General features: G+C 64.0%; 24 protein-coding genes. 17 read left to right on the plus strand and 7 right to left on the minus strand.

Features of this window, described 5'->3' with window-relative positions:
* Positions 1–91 precede the first annotated feature (91 nt).
* Together ABH939_RS05825 and ABH939_RS05830 are read left to right on the plus strand one after the other, a co-directional pair.
* On the plus strand, positions 92–1,096 hold the full coding sequence (locus ABH939_RS05825; RefSeq protein ID WP_204855545.1) for an ABC transporter ATP-binding protein: 1,005 nt from the start codon (positions 92–94) through the stop codon (positions 1,094–1,096).
* Positions 1,096–1,854 carry an ABC transporter permease gene (locus ABH939_RS05830; RefSeq protein WP_404649446.1) on the plus strand — a complete coding sequence of 253 codons (759 nt, stop codon included), beginning with the start codon at positions 1,096–1,098 and terminating at the stop codon, positions 1,852–1,854. Before ABH939_RS05825 ends, ABH939_RS05830 begins: the two co-directional genes overlap by 1 nt.
* Positions 1,855–1,863: 9 nt before the next feature.
* Here the strand turns inward: ABH939_RS05830 and ABH939_RS05835 are convergent, their stop codons facing one another.
* Complete coding sequence (locus tag ABH939_RS05835) at positions 1,864–3,246, minus strand: amino acid permease (RefSeq protein WP_063316838.1); 1,383 nt, start codon at positions 3,244–3,246, stop codon at positions 1,864–1,866.
* Positions 3,246–4,199, minus strand: a complete 954-nt coding sequence (dapD, locus tag ABH939_RS05840; protein WP_019749368.1) for a 2,3,4,5-tetrahydropyridine-2,6-dicarboxylate N-succinyltransferase — start codon at positions 4,197–4,199, stop codon at positions 3,246–3,248. Before dapD ends, ABH939_RS05835 begins: the two co-directional genes overlap by 1 nt.
* 49 nt (positions 4,200–4,248) lie before the next feature.
* On the opposite strand from dapD, the gene dapE reads away from it, so the two are divergent.
* From dapE to ABH939_RS05890, 10 genes are all read left to right on the plus strand, one after another.
* The gene (gene dapE / locus ABH939_RS05845) at positions 4,249–5,319 is read left to right on the plus strand and encodes a succinyl-diaminopimelate desuccinylase (RefSeq protein WP_174519520.1); all 1,071 of its coding nucleotides are present in this window, start codon (positions 4,249–4,251) and stop codon (positions 5,317–5,319) included.
* 16 nt (positions 5,320–5,335) lie between these two features.
* Complete coding sequence (locus ABH939_RS05850; RefSeq protein ID WP_003945176.1) at positions 5,336–6,139, plus strand: TIGR00730 family Rossman fold protein; 804 nt, start codon at positions 5,336–5,338, stop codon at positions 6,137–6,139.
* Positions 6,133–6,690 carry a TIGR00730 family Rossman fold protein gene (locus ABH939_RS05855; protein ID WP_003945191.1) on the plus strand — a complete coding sequence of 186 codons (558 nt, stop codon included), beginning with the start codon at positions 6,133–6,135 and terminating at the stop codon, positions 6,688–6,690. The genes ABH939_RS05850 and ABH939_RS05855 overlap by 7 nt, the downstream gene beginning before the upstream one ends.
* A gap of 112 nt (positions 6,691–6,802) precedes the next feature.
* A complete protein-coding gene (locus ABH939_RS05860) occupies positions 6,803–8,575 on the plus strand; it encodes a long-chain-acyl-CoA synthetase (RefSeq protein ID WP_099697853.1) in 1,773 nt (590 codons plus the stop codon).
* Positions 8,576–8,605: 30 nt separating this feature from the next.
* The gene (gene folP, locus ABH939_RS05865; protein ID WP_099697854.1) at positions 8,606–9,505 is read left to right on the plus strand and encodes a dihydropteroate synthase; all 900 of its coding nucleotides are present in this window, start codon (positions 8,606–8,608) and stop codon (positions 9,503–9,505) included.
* Positions 9,502–10,443, plus strand: coding sequence for a glucosyl-3-phosphoglycerate synthase (locus ABH939_RS05870; RefSeq protein ID WP_003945188.1), 942 nt, complete (start codon positions 9,502–9,504; stop codon positions 10,441–10,443). Before folP ends, ABH939_RS05870 begins: the two co-directional genes overlap by 4 nt.
* Before the next feature lie 32 nt (positions 10,444–10,475).
* Positions 10,476–10,853: a DivIVA domain-containing protein gene (locus tag ABH939_RS05875; protein WP_099697855.1), complete on the plus strand. Its 378-nt coding sequence runs from the start codon at positions 10,476–10,478 to the stop codon at positions 10,851–10,853.
* Positions 10,853–11,422 carry a DNA-3-methyladenine glycosylase I gene (locus ABH939_RS05880; protein WP_030536943.1) on the plus strand — a complete coding sequence of 190 codons (570 nt, stop codon included), beginning with the start codon at positions 10,853–10,855 and terminating at the stop codon, positions 11,420–11,422. The genes ABH939_RS05875 and ABH939_RS05880 overlap by 1 nt, the downstream gene beginning before the upstream one ends.
* Before the next feature lie 151 nt (positions 11,423–11,573).
* Positions 11,574–11,741: a DUF3117 domain-containing protein gene (locus tag ABH939_RS05885; RefSeq protein WP_003945169.1), complete on the plus strand. Its 168-nt coding sequence runs from the start codon at positions 11,574–11,576 to the stop codon at positions 11,739–11,741.
* 117 nt (positions 11,742–11,858) lie between these two features.
* Positions 11,859–12,698 carry a putative RNA methyltransferase gene (locus ABH939_RS05890; RefSeq protein WP_099697875.1) on the plus strand — a complete coding sequence of 280 codons (840 nt, stop codon included), beginning with the start codon at positions 11,859–11,861 and terminating at the stop codon, positions 12,696–12,698.
* Positions 12,699–12,704: 6 nt separating this feature from the next.
* On the opposite strand, the gene glgA is transcribed toward ABH939_RS05890, so the two are convergent.
* Positions 12,705–13,877 (minus strand): glycogen synthase, encoded by a 1,173-nt coding sequence (gene glgA, locus ABH939_RS05895; RefSeq protein ID WP_003945186.1) that lies wholly within the window; start codon positions 13,875–13,877, stop codon positions 12,705–12,707.
* Between the two features lie 132 nt (positions 13,878–14,009).
* Between glgA and glgC the strand changes: the two genes are divergently transcribed.
* A complete protein-coding gene (gene glgC / locus ABH939_RS05900) occupies positions 14,010–15,224 on the plus strand; it encodes a glucose-1-phosphate adenylyltransferase (protein ID WP_003945185.1) in 1,215 nt (404 codons plus the stop codon).
* Here glgC and ABH939_RS05905 read toward each other — a convergent pair.
* A complete protein-coding gene (locus tag ABH939_RS05905; RefSeq protein WP_007736091.1) occupies positions 15,221–15,856 on the minus strand; it encodes an O-methyltransferase in 636 nt (211 codons plus the stop codon). The genes glgC and ABH939_RS05905 overlap by 4 nt on opposite strands.
* Before the next feature lie 330 nt (positions 15,857–16,186).
* Between ABH939_RS05905 and sigE the strand changes: the two genes are divergently transcribed.
* From sigE to tatB, 4 genes are all read left to right on the plus strand, one after another.
* Positions 16,187–16,783, plus strand: a complete 597-nt coding sequence (sigE, locus tag ABH939_RS05910) for an RNA polymerase sigma factor SigE (RefSeq protein WP_029255812.1) — start codon at positions 16,187–16,189, stop codon at positions 16,781–16,783.
* Between the two features lie 52 nt (positions 16,784–16,835).
* A complete protein-coding gene (locus ABH939_RS05915; protein WP_003945180.1) occupies positions 16,836–17,195 on the plus strand; it encodes a hypothetical protein in 360 nt (119 codons plus the stop codon).
* Positions 17,196–17,225: 30 nt separating this feature from the next.
* Positions 17,226–18,749, plus strand: a complete 1,524-nt coding sequence (locus ABH939_RS05920; RefSeq protein ID WP_370852746.1) for a trypsin-like peptidase domain-containing protein — start codon at positions 17,226–17,228, stop codon at positions 18,747–18,749.
* Between the two features lie 74 nt (positions 18,750–18,823).
* A complete protein-coding gene (gene tatB, locus ABH939_RS05925; RefSeq protein WP_003945177.1) occupies positions 18,824–19,216 on the plus strand; it encodes a Sec-independent protein translocase protein TatB in 393 nt (130 codons plus the stop codon).
* A 64-nt stretch (positions 19,217–19,280) separates the two neighbouring features.
* On the opposite strand, the gene ABH939_RS05930 is transcribed toward tatB, so the two are convergent.
* The 3 genes from ABH939_RS05930 to ABH939_RS05940 form a co-directional block, all read right to left on the minus strand.
* The gene (locus ABH939_RS05930; protein ID WP_003945178.1) at positions 19,281–20,417 is read right to left on the minus strand and encodes an Mrp/NBP35 family ATP-binding protein; all 1,137 of its coding nucleotides are present in this window, start codon (positions 20,415–20,417) and stop codon (positions 19,281–19,283) included.
* Positions 20,418–20,441: 24 nt separating this feature from the next.
* Positions 20,442–21,305: a lytic transglycosylase domain-containing protein gene (locus tag ABH939_RS05935; RefSeq protein WP_003945171.1), complete on the minus strand. Its 864-nt coding sequence runs from the start codon at positions 21,303–21,305 to the stop codon at positions 20,442–20,444.
* Positions 21,306–21,450: 145 nt separating this feature from the next.
* Complete coding sequence (locus ABH939_RS05940) at positions 21,451–22,920, minus strand: lytic transglycosylase domain-containing protein (RefSeq protein WP_223304678.1); 1,470 nt, start codon at positions 22,918–22,920, stop codon at positions 21,451–21,453.
* Positions 22,921–22,954 lie beyond the last annotated feature (34 nt).

Consider the following 22,954-nt stretch of genomic DNA (forward strand, 5'->3'; position numbering starts at 1 on the left):
ATACTAGCCTCGACAGCGAACGGACGCAACGCCTTTCTCCGTTGGCGTCTGAAAGTTCCGACAGTTCGGTTTTCGTGGTTGACTGGTCCTCATGATCGAGCTGAGGGGATTGACCAAGGTTTACGGACCGACGAAAGCGGTGGACGATTTGTCGTTCACGGTCAAGCCGGGCATCGTGACGGGCTTCCTGGGCCCGAACGGTGCCGGTAAGTCGACGACGATGCGGATGATCCTGGGTTTGGATCAGCCGACGTCGGGTGCGGCGTTGATCGAGGGCAAGCCGTACCGGGAGCTCAAGACGCCGTTGCGGACGGTGGGTGCGTTGCTGGATGCGAAGTGGGTGCACCCCAATCGCAGTGCGCGTGCGCATCTGCAGTGGATGGCTGCTTCGAACGGGATCCCGAAGTCCCGCGTCGACGAGGTGCTCGGGTTGGTCGGATTGTCCGAGGTGGCGGGCAAGAAGGCCGGCGGGTTCTCGTTGGGTATGTCGCAGCGTCTGGGGTTGGCGGGTGCGTTGTTGGGGGATCCGAAGGTGTTGTTGTTCGACGAGCCGGTCAACGGTCTCGATCCGGAGGGCATCGTCTGGATTCGTAAGTTCATGCAGCGGTTGGCGGCCGAGGGCCGCACGGTGTTGGTGTCGAGTCACCTTCTGTCGGAGATGGCGCTCACGGCGGAGCAGTTGGTGGTGATCGGTCGGGGTCGGTTGATTTCGGATTCGACGGTGGCGGAGTTCGTGGATCGTTCGTCGGAGTCGACGGTGCGGGTGCGTAGTCCTCAGCTCGATGCGTTGCGCAGTGTGTTGCTCTCGCAGGGGTTGACGGTGCGTGAGGACGGTTCCGGTGTTGCCCCGGCATTGGTGGTGGTGGATTCGACCACCGATGTGATCGGTGGGTTGGCTGGTTCGCAGGGGATCGTGTTGTACGAGTTGGCTTCTCAGCAGGGGTCGCTCGAGGATGCGTTCATGAAGTTGACCGGGGACGATGTCCAGTACCACGCATCCGGTATCGATCCGGGTGTCGGTGCACACCACGCAAATACACAGCAGGCAAACACGCAGCAGGCAAACACGCAGCAGGCTATGGGAGGTGCACTGTAATGGCTGTTCTCAGTGCTGAACGTATCAAGATCACCACGACCAAGTCGCCGCTGTGGTGCTCGGTCATCATCATCGTGCTCGGGTTGGGACTCGCTACCGTTTTCGGACTGAGCGCCAAGTCGTCGCTCAGCAGCCCCAACGGTGCAATGATGCCGACAGTTTCGGGGGCACTCAGTGGAGTGACCGGCTTCGGTGTGTTGGTTCTGATGATCATGGCGGCTCTCGCGATCACCAGCGAATATCGTTTCGGGACAATCCGCACCACCTTCCAGGCGGTTCCGAACCGCGCCTCGGTGCTCATCGCCAAAGCGGGCCTCATCGGTGGGTTCGGAGCGGTGCTGACTCTCGTGTTGTCGTTCGGCGCCTTCGGCCTCACGAAGGCCACATCAGGTGACGCCGGAAGATTCCTGACTCTGTCCGGCGACGAGAACTGGCGGGTCGTCTACGGAACACCGATCTACGCGTTCTTCTGCGTAGTTCTAGCCGTAGGAGTGGGCGCGTTGCTCCGGCAGTCTGCAGGTGCGATCGCGCTTCTGCTGTTGTGGCCCTTGCTGATCGAGAATCTTTTCAACCTGTTCGGAAGTATCGGCGAGAAGATCATGCCGTTCCTGCCGTTCATGAACGCCAACAATTTTCTCGGTTCCAGCGGTGGCGTCGATTTCCACTGGGGACCATGGGGCAGCCTGATCTACTTCGCCCTCTTCGTGCTCGTCGTATTCGGTCTCAGCATCGTCGTCGTGAACAGGCGGGATGCATAGGCACACGGATCAGACGGGCTGATTCTGCTTACGCCAACGGGCGTTCAGGAAACCCAATGCCGCGATCACGAGGAACAACACGGTGGTCGAGATCAACTGTGCACGGGCATCGGCGTCGAAGAGCATGAGGACGACGAAGACGCCAAGCATCGCGAGTGTCGCGTAGCTCAGATACGGGAACAGCCACATCCGAACCGTCAGCTTGCCCGACGCTTCGAGTTGTTTTCGCAGTCGCAGATGCGAGACGACGATGAAGATCCAGATGACCAGCAGCGCAGCGCCGACTGCGTTGAGCAGGATGCCGAGCAGGTCGTCGGGGAGCAGCCAGTTGAGCAGGACGCTGACGAAGCCGAAGAACACCGACAGCAGAACGGCATTGGTCGGAACTCCGGTGCTCGACAGTTTCGCCATGAAGGCGGGTCCGTCGCCGCGGCGCGAAAGTGAGAACGCCATGCGAGAGGTGCCGTAGATGTTGGCGTTGAAGGCGGAAAGCAACGCCACCACTACGACGAGTTCCATGAACCCGGCAACGCCTGGAATGTTCGCCTTGTTCAGGACGGCCACAAACGGGCCGCTCTCGAGTTCGGGGTCGTTCCAGGGCAGCACCAGAACCATGATCGAGATGGCGCCGATGTAGAAGACGCTGATGCGCCACACGACGCTCCGGACAGCGACGGCGATGGAGCGTTCCGGATTCTCGGATTCGGCTGCGGCGATGGTGACGATCTCGATCCCACCGAAGGCGAATGCCACGACGAGAAGTCCTGCGGCAATGCCGGACAGCCCGTTGGGCATGAAGCCGCCCTGGCCGAACAGATTGCTCGTACCGACCGGGTCGGTATCGGGCAGGAGGCCGAACACCAGCAGGACACCGATGATCAGGAAGCCGATGATGACGGTGACTTTGATTGCGGCGAACCAGAACTCGAACTCACCGAAGTTGCTGACTTTCGCCAGGTTCACCACGGCGAAGAACACCACGAAAACCAGGGCGACAACCCATTGCGGGATCGACGGCACCCAGTCGTTCACGATCGCCGAAGCCCCGGTGATCTCGGCGCCCAGCACCATGATCAGCATGAACCAGTAGAGCCAGCCCATCACGAAGCCGGCCCACTCGCCGATCCCCAGGCGCGCGTAGTGAGAGAAGGAACCGCTGGCCGGGATCGCGGCGCCCATCTCGCCGAGCATGCGCATCACGAACACCACGACGGCGCCCGCAAGGATGTAGGAGATCAGGACGGCCGGCCCGGCCTTGGCGATACCGACGCCGGTTCCGAGGAACAGGCCGGCGCCGATGGCCGAGCCCAGGCCCATCATCGTTAGATGGCGGACCTTGAGACCGTGGCCGAGAGCAGTGGTTGTTCCGTCGGAGACGTCGGTGCTACTCATCAGTCGTTGGCGTGCAAAGCAGCGTTCAGTTCGACGCCGGTGCCCTTCCACGGCACGACCTCGACGGCACCCGAGACCGAGTTACGACGGAAGAGAAGGTTCGACTTGCCGCTCAGTTCCTTGGCCTTGACGACGGTTCCGTCCGGGCCGGTGACCTTGGTGCCGGCGGTGACGTAGAGGCCCGCTTCGAGGACGCAGTCGTCGCCGAGCGAAATGCCGAGGCCGGCGTTTGCACCGAGGAGGCAGCGCTTGCCGAGGGAGATCGTTTCCTTGCCTCCACCGGAGAGGGTGCCCATGATCGAGGCGCCGCCGCCCACATCGGATCCGTCGTCGACGACGACGCCCGCCGAGATGCGACCTTCGACCATCGAGTTGCCGAGGGTGCCGGCGTTGAAGTTGACGAAGCCCTCGTGCATGACGGTCGTTCCGCTGGCGAGGTGTGCACCAAGTCGGACACGGTCCGCGTCACCGATGCGAACTCCGGACGGCACGACGTAGTCGACCATGCGGGGGAACTTGTCGACGCTGAACACGGTCACGACGCCGCGGATGCGCAGACGCGAGCGAACCTGCTCGAAACCTTCGACGGCGCACGGGCCGAAGTTGGTCCACACGACGTTGCTGAGCAGGCCGAACTGGCCGTCGAGGTTGACACCGTGGGGTGCGACGAGACGGTGCGAGAGGAGATGGAGGCGCAGGTAGACGTCATGTGCGTCGACCGGCGCCTTGGAGAGATCGGCGATGGTGGTGCGCACGACGACCTGCGATACCTCGCGAGCGTCATCAGTGCCTGCCAGCAGTGCAAGATCGGAAGGAATATCTGTTCCCTCGACGTTCTCGGTACCGGTCTTGTCGAATGTTCCCAGCTCCGGTGCCGGGAACCAGGTGTCGAGGACGGTTCCGTCCGCGGTCACGTTGGCGATACCTACTGCTGTTGCTCCCTGTGCGCTCACGGGACTAGAGATTACTGGGTGGTGGGTGCACCGGCCTAGGCTGGTGCGTGTGAGCATCCTCGATCTTGCTTCGGACCCCATCGACTTGACGGCCGCCCTGGTCGACATCCCCAGCGTCTCGCACGACGAATCCGTCATTGCGCAGGCTGTCGAGGATGCGCTGCGTGAGCAGACTTCGGGCTTCGAGATCATCCGCAACGGCAATGCCGTGTTGGCGCGTACGTCGCGTGGTTTGCCCAGTCGGGTCATGCTCGCCGGACATCTGGATACGGTGCCGATCGCGGACAACGTTCCTTCGCGGCGTGACGGCGACATCCTGCACGGCTGCGGGACCGTGGACATGAAGTCGGGCGACGCGGTCTTCCTGCACCTTGCGGCCACCATCGAGAACCTGGCCCACGATCTGACCCTCGTCTTCTACGACTGCGAAGAGATCGCCGCAACGTACAACGGCCTGGGACGGATCGAACGCGAGATCCCGCAATGGCTCGCGGCGGACGTCGCAATTCTCGGTGAGCCGACGGCCGGTTTCATCGAGGCCGGGTGTCAGGGCACGATGCGGGTGCGGTTGACGGCTTCGGGAACTCGCGCCCATTCGGCCAGGTCCTGGCTGGGGGACAATGCCATTCACAAGTTCGGCGGAGCGTTGGAGCGGTTGTCGGCGTACCAGCCGCGCTCGGTCGACATCGACGGTTGCGGCTACCGCGAGGGCTTGTCGGCGGTGCGGATCTCCGGCGGTGTCGCCGGAAACGTCGTCCCGGACGAAGCCGAGATGGACGTCAACTTCCGATTCGCACCCGATCGCAGCGAGGTACAAGCCGAGGCGCACGTGCGCGAAGTGTTCGACGGTCTGGGCCTCGGATTCGAGGTCACCGACTCCTCGCCCGGCGCGCTGCCTGGCTTGGCGAACCCGTCCGCTGCCGCCCTGATCGAGGCGGCCGGTGGTCAGTTCCGTGCGAAGTACGGGTGGACCGACGTGTCCAGGTTCTCGGCGCTCGGCATTCCTGCCGTGAACTACGGACCGGGTGATCCGAACCTCGCGCACAAGCGCGACGAGCACGTTCCGGTGCAGCAGATCACCGACGTCGCGGCCGTGCTGAGGAAGTATCTGTCGGCCTGACCGTTAGCCTTGCCGCATGGCACCAGAGAAGAATTCGGCTTCGAAGAAGCAGAGCTCGTCGATCAAGCACCGCGGGCCGGTTCAGCTTCGACGCAAGCGCAAGGACGAGAAGACCACGACGGATCAGCGCTTGCTCGACAAGCGCGGACCCACGGATTGGGTACACACCGATCCGTGGCGTGTGCTGCGTATCCAGAGCGAATTCATCGAAGGTTTCGGCGCACTCGCCGAGGTCCCGCGTGCGGTGACGGTGTTCGGTTCGGCCCGCACCACGGTCGATCATCCCGAGTACCAATCCGGGCGCGAGCTGGGAACGGCGTTGGCCGAGGCCGGGTACGCCGTCATCACCGGTGGTGGGCCAGGAGTGATGGAAGCTGCCAACCGCGGTTGCAGTGAGGCCGGCGGGTACTCGATCGGCCTCGGCATCGAGTTGCCGTTCGAGCAGGGACTCAACGAGTGGGTGGATCTCGGAATCAACTTCCGGTACTTCTTCGCACGCAAGACGATGTTCGTGAAGTACTCCCAGGCATTCATCTGCCTGCCCGGCGGCTTCGGAACACTCGACGAGCTGTTCGAGGCACTCACCCTGGTGCAGACCCACAAGGTCACGCGCTTCCCGATCGTCCTGTTCGGTACCGAGTACTGGTCCGGACTCGTCGACTGGATTCGCGGCACCCTCGAGCGGGACGGCAAGATTTCCGAAGGTGACGTGAACTTGCTGCACGTCACCGACAGCGTGGAAGAAGCAGTACGAATCGTCCTCAACGCCGACAAGGGCGTCGACGAGGCCGCAGATCTGGGGAAAGAAGAAGAATGGTGACCGATTCCGACAAGAAGTACTCGATCTGCGTCTACTGCGCGTCGGGTCCGGTGGACGAATCGTTCCTGGCGTTGGCTGCCGAGGTGGGAACCGCGATCGGTCGACGCGGATGGCAGTTGGTCTCGGGTGGCGGCAACGTGTCGATGATGGGCGCTGTCGCCGAGTCCGCTCGCGCGGCGGGTGCCTGGACCGTCGGCGTCATCCCGAAGGCCTTGGTGCACAAGGAAGTTGCCGACGTCGATGCCGACGAGCTGATCGTCACGGACACCATGCGCGAACGCAAGAAGCTGATGGAAGACCACGCCGACGCGTTCATCACGCTGCCCGGCGGAATCGGGACGCTGGAAGAGTTGTTCGAGACGTGGACGGCCGGCTACCTGGGAATGCACGAGAAACCTGTCGTGATGCTCGATCCCGTCGGCCACTTCACCGGCCTGCTCGAGTGGTTGAACAAGCTCGACGGGACCGGCTTCGTCGGGCGTCAGGCGCTGGACACTCTGCTGGTGAGGACGGACGTCGAGGCCGCGCTCGACGCGTGCGTCAAATCCTGATCAGACGCGTGCGTGAAACCCTGACCTGGGGCATGGCGGGCTTTATTACCGTGCAGTAAGGTGGCCGCAGACTGGGCGGCCGAATGGGCGCCGGATACGTGTTAGGGGAGCCATGAGTTCGGAAGCCCGTTCGACCGTCGGCCTGCTCGATCTGGCGGCAAAACTGCCGTCGATGATCACCGAGGTGCCGATCCTGGCGCGGGGGGCCGCCGGGCTCACCCGTAAGCCTTCGGCCAAGGAATCGATCGGGTTGATCTTCCAGAAGGCCGCGCACGCGCACCCGTCGCGCCCGTTCATCCGGTTCGAGGGCCACGCGACCAGTTACGCGGAAGCCAACGAACTGGTGAACCGCTACGCGGACGTTCTCCGTGGTCGAGGAGTCGACCGCGGAGACGTCGTCGGAGTGCTGGCAAAGAACACTCCCGAAGCGCTGCTGATCGCCTTGGCCGCGGTAAAACTCGGCGCGGCAGCGGGCATGCTGAACTACAACCAGCGCGACGACGTTCTGGCACACAGCCTTACGCTCCTCGACGCGCGGGTCCTGGTGGTCGCCGACGAGTGCGAAGAAGCCCTCGAATCGTTGCCCGCCGGATTTAGCGGACCGAACCAACTTCTCGTCAGCGAACTCGCGGATCTGGCGAAGACGGCTGATCCGTCCAACCCCGCGGTCACCGCCGAGGTGCTGGCAAAGGAGAAGGCGTTCTACATCTTCACCTCGGGCACCACCGGAATGCCCAAGGCCAGCTTGATGACTCACTTCCGTTGGCTGAAGTCGATGTCGGGCCTCGGGTTGATGGGCGTGCGCTTGCGCGGCTCGGACACCCTGTACTGCTGCCTGCCGCTCTACCACAACAACGCGTTGACGGTCTCGCTGTCCTCGGTGCTCGCGTCCGGTGCGACAATCGCGATCGGACGTCAGTTCTCGGCCTCGCGGTTCTGGGACGACATCGCACTGAACAAGGCGACCGCGTTCACCTACATCGGCGAACTGTGCCGCTATCTGCTCAACCAGCCGGTCAAGCCGACCGACAGCGACAATGTTGTTCGGCTGATGGTGGGTAACGGTCTGCGCCCTGAGATCTGGGCCGAATTCACCCAGCGGTTCGGCATACCCCGCGTCGCCGAGTTCTACGGTGCGAGCGAATGCAACATCGCGTTCGTCAACGCACTCAACGTCGACAAGACAGCAGGCATCTGCCCGTTGCCGCACGCCGTCGTGGAGTTCGACGAGGACACCGGAAAAGCGTTGCGTGGAGCCGACGGTCGACTCCGCAAGGTTTCCACGGGTCAGGTCGGACTCCTGCTGTCGAAGGTCACCGACCGGGCGCCTTTCGACGGTTACACCGACGAAGCGGCGAGCAACAGCAAACTGGTACGCGGCGGATTCAAGGACGACGACACCTGGTTCGACACCGGAGACCTGGTGCGCAAGCAGGGATGGGGCCACGTCGCCTTCGTCGACCGTCTCGGCGACACCTTCCGTTGGAAGGGAGAGAACGTCGCCACCACGGAGGTCGAGGGCGCGCTGAGTTCGCACCCGGCCGTCGAGGAAGCAGTTGTCTACGGCGTCGAGATTCCGGGCACCGACGGTCGCGCGGGCATGGCGGCGGTCAAGCTGCGGGACGGTCAAAGCTTGGAGGGAAGTGAAGTCGCGGCACACCTCTACGGCAAGCTCCCCAACTACGCGGTCCCGCTGTTCATCCGCATCGTCGACTCACTCGAACACACCAGCACTTTCAAGTCGCGCAAGGTGGAATTGCGCAACGAGGGTTACGACGTCGGCGCCGACACTCTGCACGTTCTCGAAGGCCGCGAGGGTGGTTACGTGGACTCGTACGACGAATACGTCGGAAAGGTCGCGGCGGGCTCGGTACCCAAGGGCTAGACCGAGTTCCGTCATGCCAGTATGAGTGGCATGTCTTCACTCCCCGGTTCTACCGCGCAGCCAGGTCCGGCGCCCACCCTGTGTGGGCGTCCGGTCGCGGTCGACCGTGCACTGGTGATGGCCATCGTCAACCGCACTCCCGATTCCTTCTACGACCAAGGCGCGACGTTCTCGGATTCGGCAGCGATGGCTGCCGTCGACAGGGCCGTCGACGAGGGCGCCGATCTGGTGGACATCGGGGGAGTGAAAGCTGGGCCCGGTGACCTCGTCGACGCCGACGAAGAGGTCAGGCGAGTCGTTCCGTTCGTCGCGGCGATCAGAGCCAAGTACCCCGAGCTGATCATCAGCGTCGACACCTGGCGGAGCGGCGTCGCGCGGTTGGCACGCGGCGAAGGCGCCGACCTGATCAACGACACGTGGGCGGGTGCGGATCCCGACCTCGTCCTGGTTGCTGCCGAGACTGGTGCCGGGATCGTCTGCTCGCACACGGGTGGCGCGGTTCCGCGCACCCGCCCGCATCGTGTCCGCTACGACGACGTCGTCGCAGATGTGGTCACCGAGGTCGTGTCGGCGGCAGAGCGCGCCCTGGCACTCGGGGTTCCGCGTGACGCGATCCTGATCGATCCCACCCACGATTTCGGTAAGAACACCTTCCACGGGCTCGAGTTGTTGCGGAAAGTGGACGTTCTTGTAAACACCGGGTGGCCAGTGCTGATGGCGCTGAGTAATAAGGACTTCATCGGGGAGACTCTTGGTGTGGAGCTTTCCGAGAGGTTGGAGGGAACATTGGCAGCGACAGCAATGGCCGCGGCGGGCGGCGCCCGGGTGTTCCGTGTTCACGAGGTGGCGTCCACCCGTCGAGTCGTCGACATGGTGGCCGCGATCCAGGGACGCCGTGCCCCGGTACGTACGGTTCGAGGTCTGGCATGAGCATCACCGGTGCGGGCCCGACCCGCGTATGGGCAGACGCCAACAGTTGGGACCATCCGAGTTGGACGGTCGCCGAGCTCGAACGGGCGAAGGGTGGCCGAACCGTCTCGGTGGTGTTGCCCGCGCTCAACGAAGAGGACACCGTTGCTGCGGTGGTCGACACCATTCATCCGTTGCTCGGTGGTTTGGTCGACGAGTTGATCGTTCTCGATTCCGGTTCGACCGACCGTACCGCCGAGCGTGCTCGCGCGGCGGGGGCGACGGTGATCAGTCGTGAGAGCGCAGTCCCGTCCATCCCGCCGACCGCGGGCAAGGGTGAGGTGCTGTGGCGTTCGGTCGCCGCAACGACCGGCGATCTGATCGCATTCGTCGACTCCGATCTCATCAATCCCGATCCGGCGTTCGTGCCCAAACTGCTGGGGCCGCTGCTCACGGTTGACGGCATCCATCTGGTGAAGGGCTACTACCGCCGTCCGCTGCGCGTGAGCGGCACGGAGGATGCCAACGGCGGCGGGCGAGTCACGGAATTGGTTGCGCGGCCCATGTTGGCCGCGCTGCGGCCGGAACTCACGTCGGTACTGCAACCGCTTGGCGGTGAATACGCGGGCACCCGTGAGCTGCTGTCCGCTGTCCCGTTCGCGCCCGGCTACGGCGTCGAGATCGGTTTGCTGCTCGACACGTACGACACGTTGGGGCTGGCGGCGATCGGTCAGGTCAATCTCGGCGTGCGCAAGCATCGCAACCGGCCGCTCGCCGACCTCGGCGTGATGAGCCGGCAGATCATCGGAACGATGCTCAGGCGGTGCGGGATCGAGGATTCGGGTGCCGGGTTGACCCAATTCCTGGTCGACGGCGATTCTTTCGTGCCCGAGACCACCGAGGTTTCGCTACTCGATCGCCCCCCGATGAATTCGATAGTGCGCACCGCGGGGGTCTGACCGCTCACACTCGGGTATGGGAGTATCGGTCCATGATGACGATCCTCCTGTACCTGATTGTCATGGCTCTGGTCGGCGCGATGATCTTCCTCGCCGCCAGCGCTGTGTTCGGGCGCTCGGAAGAGCTGCCGCCGCTGCCTCCTGGCACGACGGCGACCGTACTCCCGGCAGAGGACGTCACCGGGGCGGATGTCGACGCGCTGCGTTTTCAGCAGGTGCTGCGTGGCTACAAGGCGAGTGAAGTGGATTGGGCCCTGCATCGCCTCGGGTTGGAAATCGATTCTCTGCGTGCACAACTGGGCCGTGACGAGCGGTCTGAGATCCTGGTGAAAGCGGATGCTCCGGCCAAGGCAGAAGCATCGCAGGAGGAGCCTGAGACCGTATCGGAATCGAAGGATTCCCAGGGCTGATGGCCGACGGACTGGTTCGGTGCGGCTGGGTGGTCGAGACGCCCGGCGACACGCTCTACCGCGACTATCACGACGAGGAGTGGGGGCGTCCGCTGCACGGGCGCGACGAACTGTTCGAACGACTCGCCCTCGAAGCATTCCAATCGGGACTTTCGTGGATCACGATTCTGCGCAAACGCGAGGCGTTCCGCGAAGCCTTCGACGGGTTCGATCCGGACAAGGTCGCAGCGTACGGAGTTGCGGATGTCGAGAGATTGCTCTCCGATGCCGCGATCGTCCGCAATCGCGCGAAGATCGAGGCGACGATTTCCAACGCCCGAGTGCTCGTGAATTCGCCCGATCTGGACCTCGATTCGTTACTCTGGTCGTTCTCGCCGCCTCGACGCACCAGAAGACTGACATCAATTGCAGAGGTTCCCGCGGTCACTCCCGAGTCGACTGCCATGGCTAAGGAACTCAAGCGGCGCGGGTTCAAGTTTGTGGGTCCTACCACGGCGTATGCGCTCATGCAGGCCACCGGAATGGTCGATGATCACGTGGCTGATTGCTGGGTTCCGGTGCAGGTGTGACGGTCGACTGAACACCCCTAAATGTGACTCAGATTCCCGGTTCCCGCATCCATAGGGAACAATGGAGGGTACGAGCCTCGCTGATTGTTGGCGGGGCGCACCGTTAGTCGAGGCGCAGAGCAATGCAGCGCAGATCTGGAGGGAGCAGAGGATGGCGGCCATGAAGCCCCGGACCGGGGACGGTCCCCTCGAAGCAACCAAAGAGGGACGAGGAATCGTCATGCGGGTTCCACTCGAGGGTGGCGGACGCCTCGTCGTCGAGCTGACCCCGGATGAAGCTGCAGCGCTCGGTGTGGAACTCACGAACGTCACCAGCTAGTCGGGTCCAGGTTGTAGCAGTACGAACAACAGCACGTGATTGCACGCAGGCTCCGTATCCGTTTCGGTACGGGGCCTGAAGTGTGTGCGCACCGCCGGTAGCCGAAAGGACGGATCAATGCTTGCCGCCGTGATCGATCTTCTGTCCTGCCCGCAGTGTGCTGCTGATCTGGAATTGGTGGACGGCGCCGCAGAGTGCGACCGCGGACATCGATTCGACGTCGCTCGCCAGGGTTACGTGAGCCTGATCTCAGGCGGTGCCACGAAGTTCACCGGCGACAGTGCCGAGATGATTGCCGCGCGTGCACGATTGCTCGGCGCCGGCCACTTCGGCCCGCTGATGGATGCCGTCACCCGGGCCTGCGCGACGACGGCGAGGTCGGATCCCGCGCGGATCGTCGAAATCGGCGCAGGCACAGGACAATACCTCGCACACGTCGTGGATTCGCTGCCTGATTCTCGGGCGATAGCGTTGGACGTGTCCAAGTTCGCGGCCCGGCGTGCCGCGAAGGTCCACGAAAGAATCGGTTCGATCGTCGCAGACGTCTGGCAACCACTACCCATTCGCGACGGAGCGCTCTCTCACGTGCTCTGTGTGTTCGCTCCTCGTAACGGTCCGCAGTCCCATCGAGTTCTCGCCGAAGGCGGCGCTCTGGTGGTCCTGACGCCCACCGACAGGCATCTGCGCGAGCTGATCGACATTCTCGCGATGGTCCGGGTCGACGACCGCAAAGTGGAACGTCTCGAATCGTCGATGGCCGGATACTTCGAGCGTGTGAGTAGCGACGAGGTCGAGTTCACGATGTCACTCTCACACCAGGACGTCCTCGACTTGGTGGGGATGGGACCGTCGGCGAGACACCTGACGCCCGCCGATCTGGCTGCCGCCGTGGCGAAGCTGCCGCAGCCGAGCACCGTCACCGCGTCGGCGACGGTCTCGACCTATCGCAAGATCTGACGCGGATCAGCGTCTCGTGACGGCGTCCGCGTAGACCTCGAGCGTCTGCTTGGCGATTTCGGCCCAGGAGAACTCGTCGATCGCACGGATCCTGCCCGCACGACCCATCGCGTCGGCGCCTTCTCGGTCGGCGACAACGGCATTGACGGTGGCCGCGAGCGATTCCTCGAATGCGTTCGGCTCGTAGGCGTTGTAGTGCACGAGTCGACCGGTGACGCCGTCGGCGACCACCTCGGGGATGCCGCCGACGTCGGAAGCGACCACGGCGGTCTCACACGCCATGGCTTCGAGATTGACGATCCCGAGGGGTTCGTACACCGAAGGGCAGACGAATACCGTTGCTGCCGAAAGTATTTCCCTGATCTGCTCGGTCGGGAGCATCTCGCGCACCCAGTAGACATTGCCCCGGTGCCGGGCGAGTTCGGCCACCGCCTTCTCCGTCTCGGCGGCGATCTCCGGCGTATCGGGAGCGCCGGCGCACAGCACGAGCTGAATCTCCGGGTCGAAGTGGTGGGCTGCCGCGACGAGGTGCCCGACGCCCTTCTGCCTCGTGATGCGTCCGACAAAGGCCACGATGGGTTTCGCCGGGTCGACGCCGATCGACGCGAGTGCGGACTGTGCTCCCGGCGCAGATCCCCCGGGATGCCATACCTCGGTGTCGATTCCGTTGCGCACTACGTGAACGCGACTCGGATCGACAGCGGGATACGCGTCGAGGACGTCGAGTCGCATACCGGAACTGACGGCGATGATCGCGTCTGCGTGCTCGACGGCGTTGCGTTCGGACCACGACGAGATCCGATAGCCGCCGCCTAGCTGTTCGGCCTTCCACGGGCGTCTGGGCTCGAGTGAGTGCGCGGTGAGGATGTGCGGCACGTCGTAGAGAGCCGACGCGAGATGCCCGGCCAGTCCGGTGTACCAGGTGTGGGAGTGGACGATGTCGACACCGGCCGCGGCGTCCGCCATGCGCAGTTCGGTGGAGAGCGTCGTCAGGGCCGGGTTGGATCCGGCGAGAGCGGGGTCGGGAGAGTGGACGATCGCGCCTTCGCGCGGGGCGCCCATGCAGTGCACGTCGACCTCGCACAGCCGTTTCATCTGAGCGACGAGCTCGGTTACGTGTACTCCTGCGCCGCCGTAGATCTCCGGCGGGTATTCCTTGGTCATCATCGCGACTCGCACGCGCTAAACCTAACCGCCCGTGGTCGATCCGGCTACCGATCACGTTATCCCCGGCCGTTCGGAGGGGGACACGATCGGACCTCTCGGACTGCTTCGCTAGCGGGAGTTCACCAGTGCGGATAGGTTAGCGGTGTGAGAAGCCAGCCGCATGTGCTTGGAATCGTGCTCGCCGGGGGCGAGGGCAAACGCTTGTATCCGCTGACCGCGGACAGAGCGAAGCCCGCAGTGCCCTTCGGAGGTGCATATCGACTTATCGACTTCGTGTTGAGCAACCTTGTCAACGCGGGATATCTGCGTATTTGTGTGTTGACGCAATACAAGTCACATTCACTCGACCGCCACATTTCGCAGACGTGGCGATTGTCCGGGTTCGCGGGTGAGTACATCACCCCGGTCCCGGCCCAGCAGCGGCTCGGGCCGCGCTGGTACACCGGCAGTGCCGACGCAATCCTGCAGTCGCTCAATCTCGTTTACGACGAGGACCCCGAGTACATCGTGGTTTTCGGTGCCGACCACGTGTACCGGATGGATCCGGAACAGATGGTTCAGCACCACATCGAATCCGGGGCAGGCGTGACGGTCGCGGGTATTCGTGTACCGCGAAGTGAGGCTTTTGCTTTCGGCTGCATCGACAGTGACGAGTCCGGACGCATCACCCAGTTCCTGGAAAAGCCCGCCCATCCTCCCGGGACACCGGACGACCCCAATTCGACGTTCGCGTCCATGGGTAACTATGTGTTCACCACCAAGGTACTCGTGGACGCCATCCGCGCTGATTCAGAGAATTCCGATTCCGATCACGACATGGGCGGAGACATCATTCCCGCCTTGGTCGCCGCGGGTGAGGCGTCGGTCTACGACTTCAAGGACAACGTCGTTCCCGGCGCCACCGATCGAGACCGCGGCTACTGGCGTGACGTCGGTACCCTCGACGCCTTCTACGACGCTCACATGGACCTGGTGTCGGTGCACCCGATCTTCAATCTCTACAACCGTCGCTGGCCCATCCGCGGCGCCACCGAGAATCTCGCGCCCGCAAAGTTCGTGAAGGGCGGACTCGCGCAGGAATCGGTCGTCGGTGCGGGGTCGATCCTGTCCGCTGCGACCGTGCGCAATTCGGTACTCAGTTCCAACGTGATGATCGAGGACGGTGCGACCGTCGAGGGCAGCGTGCTGATGCCGGGTGTGCGCATCGGCAAGGGTGCCGTCGTACGGCGAGCGATCCTCGACAAGAACGTCGTCGTCGGTGACGGCGAAATCATCGGCGTCGATCTCGAACGTGACCGCGAACGATTTGCCGTCAGTCAGGGTGGCGTCGTCGCCATCGGTAAGGGCGTCTGGATCTAGAGCTTGCTCGCGCAGAGGAGGCCGTCACCGAGGGGGAGGAGGACTCGAATGAGTCGCTCGTCCTCGGTCACGGCCTTTGCCGCTTCTCGGACCGCAACCGTTGTCGCGTCGCGTGCGGAGCTGTCGGCAACGCGGCCGTCGGCCAGGGCGTTGTGCAGAACGATGACACCGCCGGAGCGCAGCAGGCGGACACCTTCGCGGACGTAGTGCGGGTGGTCGATCGCGGCGCAGTCGACGAACACCAGGTCGTAGCCGCCGTCCGCGAGCCGGGGAAGCACGTCGAGAGCCCGTCCGTTGATGAGGCGAGTGCGTGCCGGAGCGATTCCGCTTTCGCGGAAGGTCAGCTTGGCTGCTCGTTGATGTTCGGGTTCGCTGTCGATCGTGGTCAGGACGCCGTCGTCGCGCATGCCGTGCAGAAGCCACAGGCTGCTCACGCCGGCTCCGGTACCTACCTCGACGGCCGTCTTCGCGTCGAGCATCCTCGCGAACATCGCGAGGGTCGCGCCGACGGCGGGCGTCACCGGATGGGCTCCGAGATCCAGCGCTCGATCTCGCGCCGCGGTCAAAATCTCGTCCTCGGAAACTACGTCCTCGACGTGGCGGAGTATCTGTTCGGCGTGGGTCACGCTCATGAGGTTATCGGGCGGTTCGGATTGTCGCTGCAAGGCGCGCAGTCACCAGGATTCTCAGGAATCCCTCAGGCTCCTCATATGGCGTGCACACCGCGATGAGAAAAGGTGTATACATCGCCGGATCGAAGATCGCACGGCGGTATCGATTTCTACCAAGTTGGTCTTTCGCAGCTCGGTGATCGGGAACAAATCACAGCAACGGCTGGTTCTCCCGAATATCGCGCATCACGTGATTCGGACAACGCGGTGATCGAACTACGCGATCCCGAGCAGGAGGATCAACTTATTTACCAGGTCAACGACGAGCCTCGCCCTCGAGAGTCGGAAGTTTTGACGACGGAATCGGCTGTGGATTCCGAATTGATCGGCACTGCTGTGTTCGATGCAACTGGTGAGAAGTCCTCCATGCCGTCTTGGGACGAACTCGTGCGTCAGCACGGTGACCGGGTGTACCGCCTGGCCTACCGGTTGTCAGGCGATGCCCAGGACGCCGAGGACTTGACGCAGGACACCTTCATCCGGGTGTTCCGCTCGCTCTCCGATTATCAGCCCGGAACTTTCGAGGGCTGGTTGCACCGCATCACCACAAACCTGTTCCTCGACATGGTTCGCCGACGCAATCGCATCCGTATGGAAGCGCTGCCCGAGGACTACGACCGCGTTCCCTCGCCCGGTCCGGACCCCGAGCAGATCTACCACGACGCGCGCCTCGACGCAGGTCTGCAGGCCGCACTGGACTCACTCGCACCTGAATTTCGTGCCGCTGTCGTGCTCTGTGACATCGAAGGTCTGTCGTACGAGGAAATCGGTGCCACACTGGGAGTGAAGCTCGGAACGGTTCGTAGCCGTATCCATCGTGGGCGACAGGCGATTCGTGATCATCTGGCAGCGCAGCGCGCAGCCGAATCCGAACTCGTCGGTTTCTGACGGTCGGGTTCGAGCTACAGAGCGGGACGTGGTCAATCACCTGGAGGGACGAATGACGGAGGCGCGGGCACATCGCCAGTTCGGTTCGACCGAACATCTGGCCAGCGAGGCAATCGCTGCCTACGTCGACGGAGAACTCCGAATGCAGGCCTACTTGCGGGCCTCGCATCACATCTCGATCTGTGCCGAGTGCGCTGCGGCCGTCGATGCTCAGCAGCAGGCACGTGGTGCGCTGCGTCGAAGCGGCGAGATGACGATGCCGTTGTCCCTGGTGGGACTTCTCAGCCAGATTCCTTCGTGCAACAGTCCGACTACCGGGCCGAATTCGGAAAACGCCGACAGTTCCGTCGGTAATCAACCCGCCGGCTTCTCCACCATCAGCAAGAGGTTGTCCCGTCGCTGGCGCAAATGACGCCGCGCGCCAGCTTCCCGGCGCGGATCAGTGATACTGGACCATGTGACTGACGGAAAAAGGGGGCACTCCGGAGTGAGTTCGGATTCTTCGGCAAACGGTTCGGTGGACAGACCGGCAGATGCGCCGGTTCTCGACCCCCGTCCGGTCTATCGACCCCAGATCGATCCGGCCTCGCGCCAGGTGTTCGGTCGGCCGAGTGGAGTCGAGGGCTCGTTCACTCCGGTGGCCGCGCGATCGACTCCGTCCTCCGATGTCGTGATCGGGACTCCGGACCCGGTTCTGGCCGAAGCGTTCGGTCGACCCGCAGACGCCACCGAGTCCATCGGTCGCGATCCCGATGCGACGGCGAACAACACGCCCGACGAAGAACCGCCGCGTGATCCGTGGCGTGATCCTGAATCCGCCGTCTCGCTCGGCAAGCCCGCAGAGTCCGAGGCGCCGGTGCAGTTGCCTCCCGCCCAGAAACTCGACGTGCGTGAGCTGTTGTTCGGTCGGAAGGTCGCCCCCTCGGCACTGGCCGCGCTTGCGGGCATGGCGCTTGTCATCGCTCTCGTCGGTGGGTTGCTTGCCACTGTCATCACTGCCGATCGCAGTTCACTCACCAGCTCACGTGTCACGCTCGTTCAATCCGGCGGTGGGGAACAGCCGGAGTCTCAGGTGGCGAAGGTCGCCGACGCGGTACTGCCATCAGTGGTGTCGATTCAGGTCGCCGTCGGCGACCAGGGCAGCACGGGTTCCGGTGTGGTCATCGACGGCGCCGGATACATCGTCACCAACAACCACGTGATCTCCTCGGCCGTTCCGCCCGCTCAGGACGCGAAGATCCAGGTGATCTTCTCCGACGGAACCAAGACCGACGCCCAGATCGTCGGACGTGACGTCAAGACAGACCTCGCAGTGCTCAAGGTGTCGGCGAACAATCTGACGGTCGCTCAGCTCGGAAAATCCGAGGATGTTCAGGTGGGCGACGACGTCGTCGCCGTCGGCTCACCGCTCGGATTGAGCAAGACCGTCACCCGCGGAATCGTCAGTGCACTGAACCGGCCTCTGCGGTTGTCGGGTGAAGGCACCGACACCAACGCCGTCATCGACGCCGTCCAGACCGACGCGGCGATCAACCACGGCAACTCCGGTGGTGCGCTCGTCGACGACGAAGCCCGCGTCATCGGCATCAACACCGCAATGCTCAGTGAGTCCGGCGGTTCGGTCGGGCTCGGCTTCGCGATTCCGATCGACACGGTGACCGAGGTGGCGCAGACCATCATCCGCGACGGCAAGGTTCATCACCCCGACATCGGCGTGAATGCCCGCACCGCGGTCAACGACGCGACCAGTGGTGCGGCAGTGGCCAATGTCCGCGACGGCAGCCCCGCTCAACGTGCGGGGATCGTCGAGGGGGACGTCATCGTCAAGGTCGGTGACCGACCGGTGACAAGCGCCGACGAATTGGTGGTTGCGGTCAACGCGACGACCGTCGACCAACCCGTCAACGTTCAGTTGATCCGCGACGGACGGCAGGTCGACATTTCGGTCACGCCGGTGTCGGACTGATCGGCCCCTGCGATCTTCCTGTGAGGTTGATCCGGACATGCGCGCACCGAGCGAGCACACAGTAGGCTGACCCTGTGTTTGGCAACATCGGTTGGGGCGAGTTCATGATCCTCCTCGTAGCGGCTCTGGTCATCTTGGGACCTGAGCGGCTTCCTGGTGCGGTCTCCTGGGTCACGAAATCCCTGAGGCAGGTGCGCGAATATGCTTCGGGCGCTTCCAATCAGCTCAAGGAAGAACTGGGCACCGATTTCGAGGATCTGCGTAAACCGCTCGCAGATCTGAACAAGCTGCGCGGAATGACGCCGCGCGCTGTGATCACCCAGCACCTCCTCGACGGCGACGACTCCATCTTCACGGGCAACTTCGACAAGAAGCCGCAGAGCGGAGTGCAGGAGCCGAAGACGCTGTCGAAGGACAAGCCACTCACCGCCGGCGAACGTCCTCCTGTGGACTTCGACGCCACCTAGATTCGACATACGCAAGGGCGCCTGTCACCGATCGGTGACAGGCGCCCTTCCGTATGAGGGGGTTCTACAGGTTGCGAACCGTGTTGATACCGAGCGACATTCCGGCCAGCCCGCGCTGACGGACGGCCAACTTGTCGGCGATGTCCTTGAGTGCGATGGCTGCGGGTGAATCGGGAGCGCTGAGGACGATCGGCGTCCCGGCGTCGCCTGCCTCGCGGACGGACGGATCCAGCGGGATCTGTCCGAGAAGCGGAACCTTGGCGCCGACGGCCTTCGTGAGGCGATCGGAGACGGTCTGCCCGCCGCCTTCGCCGAAGACGTCCATACGGGTGCCGTCGGGAAGTTCGAGCCAGGACATGTTCTCGACGACGCCGGCGACGCGCTGGCGGGTCTGCAGGGCGATCGCGCCCGCGCGCTCTGCGACCTCGGCAGCAGCCTGCTGCGGTGTGGTGACGACCAGGATCTCGGCGCTCGGGATGAGCTGAGCCACAGAGATGGCGATGTCACCGGTGCCGGGCGGCAGATCGAGCAGCAGCACGTCCAGATCGCCCCAGAACACGTCGGCGAGGAACTGCTGGAGCGCGCGGTGCAGCATCGGTCCGCGCCAGACGACAGGTGTGTTGCCCTGGGTGAACTGCGCGATGGAGATCATCTTCACGTCGTGGGCGACGGGCGGCATGATCATGCGCTCGACCTGAGTGGGCTTGGCGTCGGTGCCGAGCATGCGGGGGATCGAGTGGCCGTAGATATCCGCGTCGAGTACACCCACGGACAGTCCGCGCGCGGCCATTGCTGCCGCGAGATTGACTGTCACACTGGACTTTCCGACTCCGCCCTTGCCGGAGGCCACGGCGTAGACGCGGGTGAGTGAACCTGGCTGGGCGAACGGGATGACGGGCTCGGCGGAATCGCCGCGAAGCGACTTGCGGAGCTCGGTTCGCTGAGCGTCGTCCATGACGTCGAGTTCGACGCGAATCGCACCGACCCCGGCGACGTCGGCGACGGCCTTGGTGACGCGTTCGGTGATCTCGGTGCGCATCGGGCAGCCGGCGGTCGTGAGATAGATGCCGATGTCGACGCTGTTGTCACTGGAGAGGGAGATCCCCTTGACCATCCCCAGTTCGGTGATGGGTTTGCGGATCTCTGGGTCCAGAACTCGCGCGAGCGCGGAGCGAACGTCGGACTCGGTCAGTACAGACATGACTCCATGGTAAGTCCAGGTAGGTCAGTGGATGCGCGGCAGGTCCGATGCGGCGGGCACGATGCCGGTGGAGTACCCGAGCGACCAGGCCAGAACGTTGGCGACGTAGGCGGCCGAGTTGTTGTAGCGGTGGATCGCGGAGGCAACCTGCGTGACGTCCTGCATGTTGAGTCCGCCGTCGCACAGGTACTTGCCGGTGGTCAGTGCGGAGTCGAAAAGGTTCTGCGGGTCGGCGATTCCGTCACCGTTGCCGTCACCGGCGTATTGGTTCCACGTGGACGGGATGAACTGCATCGGGCCGACTGCGCGGTCGTAGACGGTGTCGCCGTCGAGGGCGCCGCCGTCGGTGTCCATGATGACGGCCTGGCCGGGGAGGCTGCCGTTGAGTGGCAGGCCGATCACGGGCTTGTAGAGGTTGCCGTTCGCGTCGGCGTCCTTGCCGTCGTTGGCGTGGCCGGATTCGACGCGGCCGATACCGGCGAGGAGCGTCCAGTGCATGTTGCAGTTGGGCTTCTCGACAGCGAGGATTCGCTCGGCGTTCTGGTAGGCGGCGACGCTCACGCTCGGGATTCCGAGTGCGCCCTCGGCCATCGAGGCGGGGAGCGGGGGAGTTGCCTGCACGGGAGCCAGCGGCGCGGGTTCCGGCGCGGGGGCGGGAGCCGGCTCGGCGATTGCTTCGACGGCGGGCAGAATCTGCGCCTGCGGTTCCTGCGTGGCTTGTGCGGCGGTGTCCACCGTTTCGGCGGAGCTGGTGTTGAAGAACGGGACCTTGGGAGCGGCGCCGGCCGTGTTGGCTGCGGTGACGAGTCCGATAGGGATGAGTCCGGTGAGCGCGATGACCGAATTTCGACGGATGTGCGAATCTGTCTTCTTGCTGTGCCGACCCACTGTTTATGCCTCCTGAACCTCCGCGAGGAGGTTTTCCGTTCAACTGACGGAGTCGAGGCTACCTGATTTGTTGCGTTTCCGTTATTCAACCGTGATCTAGAAGGGCAGTTTGGGGCATATGCACTGTTCTTTCGTGATTTTTCGGTTACAGAGCGGGCATGCCGGGCAGGCCCGGGAAGAACGGCACGAATGCCGGAGCCGGGGCCGGAGCGGGCTCCGGTGCGGGTGCGGGTGCCGGTGCCGGTGCGGGCTCCGGAGAGGGGGCGGCGGGTGGAGAGGATTCCGCGGGAGCCGCGTCGGTGGTGGCGGGTGCCGTGGCGGCCACTGCCATGCCCGGGATCGTGCACGGCAGAAGGATGCCGTCCTGCAAGGCGTCGAGGGCTGCGGGGTCCGGAAGGATCACACACATATCGTCGGGCCAGCGCCATCCCTCGGCCGTCAGAATCGGCCACACGAGACCCCGTGAGGTGAGGACGGGGAGCGGGATGATCGGACCGGGAGCTGCGTTCCGGGCGGCGTTGGGTCCCGGAGCGGGGCTGGTCGGCATGACGCCCGGCGGGATCAGTGCCTGGATCTCGGGTGAGAGTGCAGGCATGTCCGGCAGACCCGGGAAGAGGGGAGTGGTGGTCGGGGTCGGCGTCGTCGACGCTGATTCCTTGTCGCCGGCCGCCGGATCGGTAGCCGCAGCCGCTGCGAGTACGGCCGAAGCGGCGGAGTCTGCCGAGGCGGCGGCGTTGATCGCGGAGCTGCCGGTGTTGATGCCCGAGGTGTACGGCAGCTGACCGGAAGGAATGACACCGTTCTTGTATGCCGTCGACCACATGATCACGTTTGCTGCGTAAGCGGCCGAGTTGTTGTATCGCAGAACAGCTTTGGTCTCCTGGGCGACATCGCGCAGGTTGAGTCCGCCGCTGCAGAGGTACTTCGCTGCCGAGAGCGCCGCATCGAAGACGTTGTTGGGGTCCTTGATTCCGTCCCCGTTGCCGTCGCTGGCATATCCGGCCCAGGTGGCCGGAATGAACTGCATCGGCCCGACGGCGCGGTCGTGAGTGGGGTCGCCGTCGATTGCGCCCTTGTCGGTGTCCCGAATGACTTCGTTGCCTGCCAGCCGTCCATCGAGGACGGGGCCGAGGATCGGGGTGACCGTCGTACCCACCGAGGTCGTCTTGCCGCCGTTGGCGTGACCGGATTCGATGCGTCCGATGCCGGCCAGAAGATGCCAGGGGATTCCGCATCCCGGTGCCTCGGTCATCATCACCAGCTCCGCGGAGCGGTACGCGTTCAGGACGATCTCGGGGATGCCCAGAGAGGTGAGGACGACGGCCGCAGCGTTGGGCGCTGCCGGGGCGCCGGCGACCGTATCGCTGGGCGGGGCCGATCTTTGCGTTCGGACCGTGCGGGGCGTCGGGAGGAAGTCGACAGAGTCCGGCTGCGCAATCGAGGCGGAGCCCGCCAGTGCGATCGGAACCTGTGACCCTCCGGTCGGTGCGCTTCCGGCAGTGAGGGCCGCTGGACCTGTGACGACGAGCAGTCCCCCCACCAGTGTGGATGCTGCAATCATTCCGCGTACTCGCACGATTCCCCTTTGCTGGCGCTCCCGCTCCGGAGTACCCACCGTGATATCCATATTGCTGTGACTTACGTTACAT

This window comes from Rhodococcus sp. 27YEA6 (assembly GCF_044908235.1).
GTDB lineage: Bacteria > Actinomycetota > Actinomycetes > Mycobacteriales > Mycobacteriaceae > Rhodococcus_F > Rhodococcus_F qingshengii.

Excerpts from the sequence above, each read along its gene's own strand:
- ABH939_RS05905 (WP_007736091.1), bottom strand. The coding sequence starts at position 15,856 with ATGAGCGTGACCCACGCCGAACAGATACTCCGCCACGTCGAGGACGTA.
- ABH939_RS05875 (WP_099697855.1), top strand. The coding sequence starts at position 10,476 with ATGATGACGATCCTCCTGTACCTGATTGTCATGGCTCTGGTCGGCGCG.
- ABH939_RS05835 (WP_063316838.1), bottom strand. The coding sequence starts at position 3,246 with ATGAGTAGCACCGACGTCTCCGACGGAACAACCACTGCTCTCGGCCAC.
- ABH939_RS05860 (WP_099697853.1), top strand. The coding sequence starts at position 6,803 with ATGAGTTCGGAAGCCCGTTCGACCGTCGGCCTGCTCGATCTGGCGGCA.
- folP (WP_099697854.1), top strand. The coding sequence starts at position 8,606 with ATGTCTTCACTCCCCGGTTCTACCGCGCAGCCAGGTCCGGCGCCCACC.
- ABH939_RS05830 (WP_404649446.1), top strand. The coding sequence starts at position 1,096 with ATGGCTGTTCTCAGTGCTGAACGTATCAAGATCACCACGACCAAGTCG.
- ABH939_RS05885 (WP_003945169.1), top strand. The coding sequence starts at position 11,574 with ATGGCGGCCATGAAGCCCCGGACCGGGGACGGTCCCCTCGAAGCAACC.
- ABH939_RS05825 (WP_204855545.1), top strand. The coding sequence starts at position 92 with ATGATCGAGCTGAGGGGATTGACCAAGGTTTACGGACCGACGAAAGCG.
- ABH939_RS05915 (WP_003945180.1), top strand. The coding sequence starts at position 16,836 with ATGACGGAGGCGCGGGCACATCGCCAGTTCGGTTCGACCGAACATCTG.
- ABH939_RS05890 (WP_099697875.1), top strand. The coding sequence starts at position 11,859 with ATGCTTGCCGCCGTGATCGATCTTCTGTCCTGCCCGCAGTGTGCTGCT.
- ABH939_RS05930 (WP_003945178.1), bottom strand. The coding sequence starts at position 20,417 with ATGTCTGTACTGACCGAGTCCGACGTTCGCTCCGCGCTCGCGCGAGTT.
- ABH939_RS05855 (WP_003945191.1), top strand. The coding sequence starts at position 6,133 with ATGGTGACCGATTCCGACAAGAAGTACTCGATCTGCGTCTACTGCGCG.
- ABH939_RS05870 (WP_003945188.1), top strand. The coding sequence starts at position 9,502 with ATGAGCATCACCGGTGCGGGCCCGACCCGCGTATGGGCAGACGCCAAC.
- ABH939_RS05850 (WP_003945176.1), top strand. The coding sequence starts at position 5,336 with ATGGCACCAGAGAAGAATTCGGCTTCGAAGAAGCAGAGCTCGTCGATC.
- ABH939_RS05880 (WP_030536943.1), top strand. The coding sequence starts at position 10,853 with ATGGCCGACGGACTGGTTCGGTGCGGCTGGGTGGTCGAGACGCCCGGC.